The 11,458-nt window shown below is 66.0% G+C and carries 11 protein-coding genes; 4 read left to right on the top strand and 7 right to left on the bottom strand.

Annotation, left to right across the window (positions count from 1 at the left end):
• The 3 genes from FJZ36_15465 to dgoD all read right to left on the bottom strand — a co-directional run.
• The coding region (locus FJZ36_15465) for a hypothetical protein (GenBank protein ID MBM3216298.1) at window positions 1-1,118 on the bottom strand (1,118 nt) is incomplete at its 3' end.
• A complete protein-coding gene (locus tag FJZ36_15460) occupies window positions 1,063-1,737 on the bottom strand; it encodes an RraA family protein (protein MBM3216297.1) in 675 nt (224 codons plus the stop codon). The genes FJZ36_15460 and FJZ36_15465, both read right to left, overlap by 56 nt.
• 24 nt (window positions 1,738-1,761) lie before the next feature.
• Window positions 1,762-2,898 (bottom strand): galactonate dehydratase, encoded by a 1,137-nt coding sequence (gene dgoD / locus FJZ36_15455; GenBank protein MBM3216296.1) that lies wholly within the window; start codon window positions 2,896-2,898, stop codon window positions 1,762-1,764.
• A 616-nt stretch (window positions 2,899-3,514) separates the two neighbouring features.
• Here dgoD and FJZ36_15450 point away from each other — a divergent pair.
• The gene (locus FJZ36_15450) at window positions 3,515-4,081 is read left to right on the top strand and encodes a hypothetical protein (protein ID MBM3216295.1); all 567 of its coding nucleotides are present in this window, start codon (window positions 3,515-3,517) and stop codon (window positions 4,079-4,081) included.
• A gap of 13 nt (window positions 4,082-4,094) precedes the next feature.
• On the opposite strand, the gene FJZ36_15445 is transcribed toward FJZ36_15450, so the two are convergent.
• The 3 genes from FJZ36_15445 to FJZ36_15435 are packed head-to-tail and all read right to left on the bottom strand — an operon-like array spanning window position 4,095 to window position 7,325.
• Window positions 4,095-5,177, bottom strand: coding sequence for a hypothetical protein (locus FJZ36_15445; protein ID MBM3216294.1), 1,083 nt, complete (start codon window positions 5,175-5,177; stop codon window positions 4,095-4,097).
• Window positions 5,178-5,188: 11 nt separating this feature from the next.
• Complete coding sequence (locus FJZ36_15440) at window positions 5,189-6,250, bottom strand: hypothetical protein (GenBank protein MBM3216293.1); 1,062 nt, start codon at window positions 6,248-6,250, stop codon at window positions 5,189-5,191.
• Between the two features lie 19 nt (window positions 6,251-6,269).
• Window positions 6,270-7,325, bottom strand: a complete 1,056-nt coding sequence (locus FJZ36_15435; GenBank protein ID MBM3216292.1) for a hypothetical protein — start codon at window positions 7,323-7,325, stop codon at window positions 6,270-6,272.
• A 188-nt stretch (window positions 7,326-7,513) separates the two neighbouring features.
• Here FJZ36_15435 and FJZ36_15430 point away from each other — a divergent pair, with 188 nt between their 5' ends.
• From FJZ36_15430 to FJZ36_15420, 3 genes are read left to right on the top strand one after another with little or no spacing between them, the layout of a single operon-like run.
• The gene (locus FJZ36_15430) at window positions 7,514-9,472 is read left to right on the top strand and encodes a hypothetical protein (GenBank protein MBM3216291.1); all 1,959 of its coding nucleotides are present in this window, start codon (window positions 7,514-7,516) and stop codon (window positions 9,470-9,472) included.
• 58 nt (window positions 9,473-9,530) lie between these two features.
• On the top strand, window positions 9,531-10,226 hold the full coding sequence (locus FJZ36_15425; GenBank protein MBM3216290.1) for a zinc metallopeptidase: 696 nt from the start codon (window positions 9,531-9,533) through the stop codon (window positions 10,224-10,226).
• An 18-nt stretch (window positions 10,227-10,244) separates the two neighbouring features.
• Window positions 10,245-10,643 (top strand): hypothetical protein, encoded by a 399-nt coding sequence (locus FJZ36_15420; protein ID MBM3216289.1) that lies wholly within the window; start codon window positions 10,245-10,247, stop codon window positions 10,641-10,643.
• Window positions 10,644-10,671: 28 nt separating this feature from the next.
• On the opposite strand, the gene FJZ36_15415 is transcribed toward FJZ36_15420, so the two are convergent.
• On the bottom strand, window positions 10,672-11,458 hold a 787-nt coding region (locus FJZ36_15415; protein ID MBM3216288.1), incomplete at its 5' end, for a DNA adenine methylase.

Genomic DNA, 11,458 nt, shown 5'->3' with positions numbered 1-11,458 from the left:
GCGAGGATTCTCAGCGCGGCATCCACCGTGCCGGGGGGATAGAGCTCCGCCGGGTAGAAGAACCGCATCAGCCGAGGAGCGCACGTCGCCGTGACGACGGCGATCGGGACCCCCGCCGACAGTAGCACCTTCCATGCCCGGCGGTAGAGCGCCGCGAGCGCGTCGGATGCGTCGCCCCCGGCGTCCGGAGCCGACAGTCGCGCCAGATGCGGGAACGCCGCGCCCATCACCGCGCCGGGGAAGATCGTTAGCGCCATGACCCAGCTATACGCGATGCCGTACCACGCGACCGCCTGGTGACTTCGCGCGCTCCATCGTTCGAGCAGAATCGTATCGATCCGGAAGTAGATGAGGTTCAGGATGTTCGCCAGCGCAAACGGTCCGAGCAGCCCGACGAACCAGCGCCAACGGCTCCATGCGAACGACGGTCCGAAGCGCGAGAACCTGCCGATCACGTACCCGCCGGCAATCGCGGCGTTGGCGACGGCGGCTCCCAAGGCGACCGCGCCGAAGAGCGACATGCGGCCCGTGCCCGCCGCCACCAGCCCTCCGCCGATGCCCACGACGGTTGCCCGCTCCACCAGCACGCAGATCGACTCGTAGTCCATCCGCTCGCGGGCTCGGAAGACCATGTAGAAAAGCTGGGCGAACCCGTTGAAGACCTCGGCGCCGCCCAGCAACCAGATCAGGTTCGCCAGCAGCCCGGTGTAACCGCCGACCCACACAGCGAGACCGCACGTCGCCAGGACAACGAGGCTCATCGTCGCGCGAAAGGCGAAGGCGACGCCCAGAGTCTCGGCGCTCCGCTCCGGACGCAGGTGGAGCTCCCGGATGAGCGGATCGCGCATGCCGAGCTCGGCGAGAACGCCGACGAGGCTCGTCACCGCATTCGCGACGAAGTACGCCCCGAGCTCCTCGTCCGACACGAAGCGCGGCAGGAACACGATCAGCCCGAACGACAGGACCTTGCCGATGAAGTGCGCCCCGAACAGGGACAGGGCGTTTTGCGCCAGCGACTTCCGGTGGGCTGACTGGCTGTTGGGCGGGCTTGCCATGCGGCGGCTACAGAATACCGTACTTGCGGAACGCCTCGGAGGCAAACATGCCGCGACGGACATCTTCGAGGACGTTCTTCTCCGCTCCCGCCTTCGCCAGCGCACGGGTCAGCGCTTCGTCCTCGGCTTCACGGGGCACCACGAGCACGCCGTCGATGTCGCCGATGAGGATGTCGCCGGGGTCGATCCCAATGCCGCCGACCTCGATCCGGCAGCGCATGTCGATCACTTCACCCCTGCCCTTCTGGTCCTGCGCGTAACTCCCGCGCGAGAAGGCGGGGAACCCCTGTCGCAGGATGCCCTTCGTGTCGCGCAAGTAGCCGTCGCAGACGACGCCCGATGCGCCTCGGGCAATCGCGGCGGCGGTCATGATCTCGCCCCATAGGGCGTAGCGCGGCGACGCTCCCGCGGCGATGTAGACCTCATCGGGCTTCAGGTCGTCCAGCGCTTCGAGCATCCGTCCGAATGGGTTCGCGGCGTCGCGAGGTGCGAACACGTCGGCTTCCAGAACCGGCATCGCGCGTCCGACGAGCATGGAATCGGGATCGAGCGGACGTATCGCCGACGGCAGGAACTGGTGGCGGAACCCCAGATCGTCGAGGACATCACCGACTGCCGCCGTGTAGAGCTCCGCGCGAGCGATCCGGAAGAGCTCCGCGTCGTTGCGCCATTCACGTGGCATGGGTGCAGGCTCCGTTCCGTCGGGTCACCAGTTGGTGAGGGCTCCGTCGATGCGCCGCAGGATGGGCGCGTGGACTTCTTGGTAGGGATGGCGCTCCGCCGCCTCCAGGTCGAACTCGATACCGAGTCCAGGAGCCGACGGCGCGAGCAGGTGGCCCTCCTCCCACGTCATCTGCGTCGGGAAGACATCCGGCAGCGTGTTCCCCGGCTTGCGCGGCAGCTCCAGCACGCCGACGTTGGACGACGCCAGGCACAGGTGGAGCTCCGCCGCCGTGCTGACGGGCCCCAACGGGTTGTGCGGCGCCAGGTTGATGTAGTGCGCTTCGCACCACCGCGCGATCTTGACCGCTTCCGTGATGCCGCCCGCGATGCACAGATCGACGCGGCAATAGTGCATCAGGTCCTCTTCGATGAGCTCGCGGAAGTCCCACTTGCTCGTCCACTGCTCCCCGACCGCCAGCGGCACGTGGACGTGGCGCGCGAGCGCGTGGTACGCCCCCGGCGATTCCGCCCGCAGCGGATCCTCGATGAAGAACGGGCGGTACGGTTCGATGGCGCGGCAGAGCTGGATCACATGCGGCGGGTCGAGGCGCGTGTGGACGTCGAGCGTGATCTCGATCTCGTCGCCGAGGGCTTCCCGCACGGCTTCGACCTGTCGGATCGCCGTCAGGATCGACTGCGTCGGCTCCAACTGCGCGGGGCCCGTCTCCGGCTGGCCCCATCGGACGAACTTCCAGCCCTCATCGGTCGTGCGGCGGCAGCTCTCCACGAGCGCCTCGATGGTTCCGCCGCCGTTGTGCGGATAGCAGACGACGCGGTCGCGGCAGAGCCCGCCCAGCAAGTTGTAGACGGGCTGGTCGAGCGCCTTGCCCTTGATGTCCCACAGCGCGAGGTCGATGGCGCTGATCGCCGACGAGAGGACGTTCCCGCCCGGGAAGAACCCGCCGCGGAACATGAGCTGCCACAGGTGCTCGGTGCGGAACGGGTCCTCGCCGACGAGCCAGTGCTTGAGCCGCTCGACGGTCGCCTCGACGGCGCGCTCCTGCCACGTCAAGCCCGATTCGCCGATGCCGGTGATGCCCGCGTCCGTCTCGACCTGGACGAACAGGAAGTTCCGTCCGCCGCCCCAAAGCGGGTAGGTCTTGATGTCGGTGATCTTCATGGCGTTCCTCCCGCGCCGAAACAGGTCGATGGATCGGGACCCCGCCGAAGCCCGCCCATTGTCATCGCGCGGTCGGAGACTTGTCAACGGCTGGGCTCTCGGCAATCCCTTAGTCGAGGCGGCGAGCGACGGCTCCTGCCGCAGAGAGGGGGTGCTGAGATGGCGATGACGCCTTACGAGGTCGTCCGGCGGGCGATCGAGTTCGAGGAACCCGACCGGCTTCCGTTATGCTTCGGCTCGCTCGGAATGAACGACGTCCACGGCGTCGGATGGAATCAGATCGGGACGGGAGACCGCCGGTTCCGAGAGACGCTTGATGAGTGGGGATGCGTCTGGACGCGGTCCGAGATGCCCAACATGGGCATGGTCAAGGGCCACCCGTTGGCGGACTGGTCGGCAGAGGCGACCTACCAGTGGCCCAACGCGAACGATCCCAAGTTCTACGAGGGCATGGCGGACCGGTTCCGAGGCTCCGACGACAAGTACATTGCCACGGGCGTTTTCATGCTGCTCTTCGAGCGGATGCATTCGCTCTACGGCTTCGAGCAGACGCTTGCCGACCTCTACCTGAACCAGGAGCGGATGGAGTACCTCGCCGACCGCATCGTCGAGTTCGATTTGGGGATCATCGACCACATCTCGCGGCGCTTCCCCGGACAGATTCACGGGTTCCGGTTCTCCCGGGTTCCGGTTCTCCTACGACTGGGGAACCGAGATCGCGACGTTCATCAGCCCCGCCCTGTTCGACGGCTTCTTTAAGCCCCGCTACGTGCGCATCTTCGACGCCGCCCACGCCGCCGGATGGCACGTCTGGATGCACTCCTGCGGAAAGGTGAACGAATTCGTCGAGAGCCTCATCGACGCCGGCGTCGACGTGCTGAACCTCCAGCAGCCCCGAGCTCTGGGCATCGAGGAGATGGGCGCGGCGTTCCGGGGTAGGGTCTGCTTCGAGTCGCTCTGCGACATCCAGCACACGCTGCCGTTCCACGGAGCCGACGCGATCCGCGAGGAAGCCCACCTGCTGTTGGAGCACTGGTCGACGCCGCGCGGCGGGTTCATCCTGTCCGACTACGGAGACGGCGAGGCGATCGGCGTGCCCATCGAGAAGAAGCACATCATGCTCGACGCGTTCCTCAAGGCGGACCCGTGGAACGCCAAGACAGGCGCTCGGTCGACGACATGATAAGCCCAGACCACTACCCGCCCAGCACATACCTGCCGTATTCGATCCCGCGCTCGTACATAGCGAGGATGTTCCCGGTCGGCGTCTCGGGTAGGATGGAGCTGGTCGATGCGAGCCCGAATCCGCCGCCGGGCCCCGCGATGTCGAAGCACCGCTCCACGTCGCGTCGGACGTCGTCCTCGGAACCGAACGGCAGCGTTGTCGTCACGGAGACGCTGCCCCACAGGATCGGCTTCATCTCCCATTTGGTGCGAACGCCTGCCATCGTCGACAGATGGACGCCCGATTCCTCCTGGAACCCCTGGAAGCCGGAAACGCCCAAGTCGAGCAGGTCGTCGAGGATCGGCAGGATGTTCCCGTCACAGTGCCAGATGATGCGGATGCCGCTCCGCAGCAGCGGCTCGACCGCGCGACGCAGGGCAGGGAAGTAGAGATCGCGCAGCGTCTCGACGGAACAGATGGGCCCCTCGTTGAAGCAGATGTCCTGACCGCCGTAGACGAAGGGCGCCAGGTCGTACTTCTGGATCGCCTCAACGACGCCGAGGTTATAGAGATAGCCCTGCTCGCCCGTGTAGTCGTAGTACCGACGCATGTGGTCGGGGTAGATGGACAGGCATTCGAGATAGTTCTCGTAGCGCCAGCGGCTGTATCCTCCCATGAAGTCGGACTGTCCGAATCCGGCGATCCAGAGGATGTCGTCCTCGGTGCGCTCGCGGAGCTCCATGATGGATCGTGCGTAGCCCTCGCGCGCTTGCTCGACACTGAAGTCGCGCCAGAGCGTCGCCGGATCGGGCAGCGCTTCGATGGCGTCGCGCACCTGCTCCGCCGACTGCCACCGCTCGCGTGTCGCGGCGTCGCTCGCCTCCCAGTCACCCGTGCTGGGCTTCCCCCGACGGTATGGCAGCGCGAGTTGAGGGCATAGGTTCGCGCCGACGCGCCGAAACGTGTCCAACGCGACGCCGACCGGGTCCGAGAAGTAGTCGCGTCCCGTGATCTCCTCGTAGAACTCCGGCTTCATCACCCAGCTCGTGAGGATACACGGATCGGAGACGCGCTCCATGTTAAGCGTCCGCCAGGCGATCTCCATTCCAGTCATAGCGCGCCTTCCTACTTGGCGAACCGACCGTATTCCTCGACCGCGTCGAAGAAGGCGCGGACGTTGTCCCACGGCACATCGGGTTCGAGCACATGGGTCGGAGCGATGACCAGTCCAGGGGCGAACAGCTCGATCATCTCCTTGACCGTGCGCCGCACGTCGTCCGTCGAGCCGAACGGCATCGTGCTCTGCGTCCCGATGGTTCCCCAGAACGAGAGCCGGTCGCCGTACCGCTTGTGAAGCTCGTGGACTTCGAGGCATTCGGGCTGGACGGGGTTCAGGATGGTCACGCCGACTTCGATGAGGTCGTCGATGATCGTGGTGATGTCACCGTCGGAGTGGTACCACACGGGGATGTCGGGGTTCACGTCGCGCGCAGCAGCGATCTCGCGCGCCAGTCGCGGCTTGAGGAACCTCCGCCACATGTCGGGATGCATCATCAACCCGTGCTTCATCCCAACGTCATCTCCCGTTCCGAGGATATCGACGCCCGCCTGGGCGAACCGCCGAGCTCGGAAGCAGTTGTCCTGGCAGACGTGCTCCAGCACCGCCTCGACGAACGCCGGGTTCATCTGCATGTCTTCGAACATCTTCTCGAACCCCGTGATCTGCCATGAGGTCTCGAAGATGTGCCCGCAGAACGCCATGACCGGATAGCCCTGCGCATGGAGCGACTCGACCTGACTCTCCAAATGCGCGTGGCGGTAGTCCAGCCGCACGTCGGGCCAGGGATACCGCTCGACTTCGGCAACCGTCGTCGCGTTCACCAACGGGAACACGTATCCCCAGAAGTGGAAGTAGTTGGCGGGGACCGACGCGGTTCCATACTCGCCGGACGGGCTCGCGTTGTCCGGGAAGTGGCGGCGGTACTCGGTGAAGTCGGGGAAGTGCTCGCGCTTGAGCCCGGCGAACCCGACGTGGCGCATCTCCATCCCGAAGTATTCGGTCGGGTTCGTGCTGCCAGTCTCCTGCTTGAAGCGCTCGAACAGCGCCGGGGTGAAACTCGCCTCCTTGGGAACCCGGTCGGGATACTCGCTGTTGATCGCGCGGAGCACCCGCTCCCTCGGCGTCATCGATGCCATCGCGTCCTCCCTATCCGGACATGCCGGCGTAGTATTCCGCTCCGTACTGGTGTGCCGTCCGCATGAACGCTTCGATGTTCTCGCACGATACGTCCGTGTGGATCGCGTTCGACAGCGAGAAGATCATCCCGCCTCCCGGTCCCGAAAACGTCTCGATCAACTCCCGCGTTCCGTCGACGACGGCTTCGGGCGAGCAGTGGGGGAGAAGGTGTTGCACGTCGATGCCCGGCATGAACCCGATCCTGCCTCCGAACCGGCGCACCGTGTCCTCGGCGTCCATTGCGAAGGGCTGGATCGGATGGAGCACGTCCAGCCCGATCTCAATGAAGTCCTCGACGATCGACTCGACGTTGCCGCACGTATGCAGCCAGAACTGCATGTCGTGAGCGTGGGCTTCCTCGATGAGCGCCTGGTATGCCGGCTTGAGGTACTTGCGGAAGAGCTCCGGGCTGAAGAAGAGCGAGTTCTGGGTTCCCATGTCGTCGCTGGTGTAGAACGCGTCGATGCCCGCCTCGCCAAATCGCCGGATGACCTTCAGGTGGTAGTCGCGAACGGCATTCGTGAGACGCGTTACCTTCTCTGGTTCCAGCATCATGTCTTCGAGGATGCTCGACATGCCCCGAATGGTCCAGAGCCGCTCATAGAAGCAGAAGAACCCGATGCTGACGACGTAGCGGTCGGGATGGCGCTCGCGGGCTGCCCGCGCGTCCTCGAAGTACTCGGCGCGGTCGGGGTCGGGCATCCGCTCGATGTACTCGTCCAGGTCTGCCCAATCGGCGAGGAATCGTCGCGAGTCGATGCCCTTGAGGCCGTCATCGGAGGGCTTGTCGTGGATCGCCCATCGGTAATCGGGGTCGTGGTCGGGTTTTTCCCAACCGCCGGGGCCCCGGAAGCCGGTTCCGACGACATCCTCGGGAACTGTCTCGACGAACTGGCGCAGCCGGTCGCCGTACGCCTGGTAGCAGTCGCCGCCGATCCACATCCGGATCATCAGCGGGGGCCTCCGCACGCCTTCGTTGGCGACGGCGCTGCGCACCTCGTCGCGCATGAGCATATCGTCGTGCATTGATCTCTCCTCAGATTCCCGTCACTAGCCTATTGTTAGCCGTCCACGGACGTGCTGCACAGGGAGCCGGATTGCCCGAACTGGTGCATGCGAGCGCCCCGGGCGTCCCGGACGCGGGGCACGACGTTTGCTTGCATGCACCTGATGTCACCGCCCAACCGCGCGTTTCTGTTGAACATGTGCGGAGGATGACCCTGTCGATGCGCCGTTTCACCATCGCGACCCTTGCCATTCTGACCGCGTCGGGCTTTGTGGCGTGCCGTCGTGGCGACCCGTCTGCGAACAAGGTTGGGCACTGGCAGGTCGTCCGCTCGGCGGCATGGGAGGGGACCTTCCGGGATGTCCATTTCGTGGACGCCCAGACGGGGTGGGCAGTTGGAAGCCGCTTCTCCGACCTCACCGAAAGCCTGATCGTCCATACGGACGACGGCGGAGCCACATGGACGGCTCAGCAGAGCGGCTACTACGGACCCCTGCGCCGCGTCCTGTTCGTCGATGCGCGACGCGGATGGTCCATCGGCGACCAGGGCGTGCTCCTGGCAACCGACGACGGCGGAACCACCTGGAAGAAGCGCGACATCGGGACCGACGAAGCCCTGTTCGATCTGGCGGTCGTCCCGCCCGCCGACCTGTGGGTGGTGGGAGACCACGCAGTCGTCCTGCGCTCGACCGACGGCGGCGCCTCGTGGAACACCATGGCACAAGGTCTGGGCTACGAGTCCTTCCGCGCCATAACCTTCATCGATCCGAACCGGGGATGGATCGCGTCCTACTCCGGCGACGTGTACCGGACGACCGACGGCGGCAAGAGTTGGTCGCTCCAACCGACGCGCGCTGCGGCAGGCGGAGCCATCGAGATCGCCCGGCTCTTCTTCGCAGACGCGAAGAAGGGCTGGGCGATCGGCGACCGGCGCGCGATCCTGGCAACCGTCGACGGGGGAGACACCTGGACGAACCTCACCGACGGCTCCAACGAACGCCATGAGAACGTCTACGGACAGGTGCGGGGGTCTGCCGACGAGCCGCTCCACTCGTTCATGCTCTACGACATCGACTTCGGCGATCCCAAGAACGCATGGATCGTCGGCGACATGGGAACCGTCCTGCACTCCATCGACGGCGGCGCGACCTGGACGCATCAGCTTGGAGGTCCTCTCAACATTCAGGGCGGACATCCGGTGCTGCTGGGCGCTTCGTTCGTGAGCCCTACGGAGGGTTGGGTTGTCGGCGAGTTCGGGACGATCCTGCACACCCAAGACGGTGGAACGACCTGGGACGAACAGTCCGCCACGGGAACCCTCTTGTCGGGAATATCGTTCGCCGACACCAAGCGCGGATGGACGGCGGGCGATCGGGGCGAAATCCTCGCCACGCGCGACGGCGGCAGGACGTGGGCAGCACAGAACAGCGCGACGATGGAGTGCTTCGGCGCGGTGGACTTCGTCAACAGGAAGCACGGCTGGGGGGTCGCCGAGTGGGGCACGATCGTGCATACTAAGGACGGCGGCGAGAGCTGGACGGTGCTCGAAACGCCGGTACGAGCGACGCTCCTCGCGGTTCAGTTCCTCAACGAGCGCGTCGGTTGGGCGGCGGGAGCCGGCGGCACGGTCATCTCCACGACGGACGGCGGACAGACCTGGACGGATCGGTCGCCCGGTACGACGCGTGATCTCTTCGACGTCGACTTCGTCGACGGGCGCACCGGATGGGTCACCGGCGACGGCGGAACCGTCTACCGGACGACCGACGGCGGGCAGACATGGGCCGAGCAGAAGGGCCCAGGCGACATCTGGATTCTAGGAGCGGCGTTCCGAAGCGCGCGCGTGGGTTGGGTCGTCAGCGCCGACGGTGGCATCTGGCAGACGATCGACGGCGGAGAGACGTGGTCGGCGCAGCCGTCCGGGGTCGATGTTCCGCTCTACGACATCGCGTTCACGTCGGACACGCACGGCTGGGCGGTCGGGGGCTCCGGCGTCATTCTGGAGACGCGGGACGGCGGAGATACGTGGCAGAAGCGCCAGAGCGGAACCCACGTGAGCCTGACGCATATCTCCTTCGTGTCGGACGAAGCGGGATGGATATCGGGCGAGTGGGGCACGATCTTGCGGTACAGCGTCGAGGAGCCGACGCTCGCCGCAGCGGGTTGAGACGCGCGCCCGTCGACGACAGGTCGCGTCGAGTGATCGGACGGCAAGGAGTCCAACGATGTTCGGTTTCGATCCTCTCTACTTCCTCTTCCTGAGCCCGGCACTCGTACTGATGCTCTGGGCGCAGTTCCGCGTGAAGTCGGCGTTCAACAAGTACAGCCGGGTCCGCACGTCCTCGGGCATGTCAGGCGCCGAAGCGGCGCGGGAGATCCTCCGCGCCAATGGCATCTCGGATGTGCGCGTCGAGCAGGTTCAGGGGTTCCTGTCCGACCACTACGACCCGACCAAGAAGGTCCTGCGCCTGTCGCCTGATGTCTACCAGAGCACGTCGGCGGCGTCGGTTGGCATCGCCGCCCACGAAGTCGGGCACGCGATCCAGCACGCGCACGGCTACGGCCCCCTCGCACTGCGCACAGCGATCGTGCCAGCGGTCCAGATCGGCTCGTTTCTTTGGGCTCCGCTCTTCTTCATCGGGCTCTTCTTCAGCGTATTCGAGCTGGCGATGATCGGCTTGATCGCCTTCGCCGGGATCGCCGTCTTCCAACTCGTCACGCTGCCGGTGGAGTTCGACGCGAGCCGCCGCGCCATTGCCGAAGTGGGCAGGCTGGGCATCGTCCGCGGCGACGAGATCGTCGGAACGCGGCGCGTCCTCAACGCGGCGGCGCTCACCTACGTCGCGGCGGCGATCCAATCGCTGCTGACAATCCTCTACCTGCTGATGCGGATGGGGCTCCTCGGACGGCGGAGCGACTAACCACCCAAGGGATCGTCCATGCGGGGCCTCGGGGAGCTAGTCTGCCTTGTCCATTGCATTGATCCGCGCATCCAGGAAGCCGTCGAATGGCTCCGGCGCGCCTCCGGCATCCGCTACGGCCGGCGCGCCTCCGGCATCCGCTACGGTAGCTTTGACCGCGTCTCGATTGCCGGCGGCGGCGGCTTCTTCGACCGGTTCGAGCGCGAGCTCGACATCGCCGTGAAGAGTCACCGTGTGACTCGCATCGTCCTGACGGGACACGAGGACTGCCTCGCGGGGGCGACGCCGGAACTCGTGCTCGGCTGTGCCGACGCCGTCGAGAGCCGCTACGCAGAACGCGTACGCGCCGAAGCCGTGTGGCTCCGCCTCGACGGGTCCCGCGAAACGCTCGAACGTAAGCCCAAGAGATCCGCTTAGCGGTCTGCCATCGTGATGGTCATCGCCACTAGGGCAACCCCAAGCGCCGCGCAACCGACCGCGATACGTAGAGCGACTCGACCGTCTCCACACTCCGTCCGAGGAGAGTTCCCTGCGCCGAACGACCCGCGCGCAGCCGCACGCACGTTAGGTCGAGGTCATCCGGCAGGCGACTGCCGTGCGCGGGCCCGTCGTAGCTCACCAGATAGGCGGTTCCCGCATCGTTCAGCGCGCGGAGCGCGACGCAGAACCGCTCGTGATCGAACCCAGGTTCGTACCGCGAACTCGCTCCCCGCGCACCCTGGTACGGCGGATCCATGTAGACGACATCGTTCGGTCCCGCCTCGCGCACGATGTCCGCGTAGTCCGCGCACGAGAGCCGAACGCGCCCGCGCAGGAGCGCCGAGACGCAGTCGATGCGGCGCCGCGTCGTCGACGGTCGGGCTCCTTTGCGGCGCTGGTCCGCGCTCTGGTTGAACGCGCCGTCGCGGTTGTACCGAACCGCCGCCTTCGCGCACCGCGCCAGCAGAAAGAGCAGTCGATCTGCCGTCGGGTCGCTGTTGAACGCTTGCCGAACGCCGATGTAGTAGTCCTGTTCCCGTCCCTGCTGGGCTGTCCAGTGGCGTTCGTATGCCGCTGCGAGCTCGCTCGGAGAGGTCATCACGGCTTCCCAGAGCGCCATGAGCGCCGGATGGCTGTCGTTGAGGAGCAGATCGACCTCCGGGAACCGCGCTGCGACGGCGAGGCTCACGGCGGCGGAACCGCAGAACGGCTCGATGAGCCGCTCGACGTGATTGGGGACGTATCGGAGGATG

It is taken from the genome of Candidatus Poribacteria bacterium (assembly GCA_016866785.1).
Classification (GTDB): domain Bacteria; phylum Poribacteria; class WGA-4E.
Note: the sequence above shows the minus strand (reverse complement) of the source record. Positions and strands in the feature narration are given on the sequence as shown.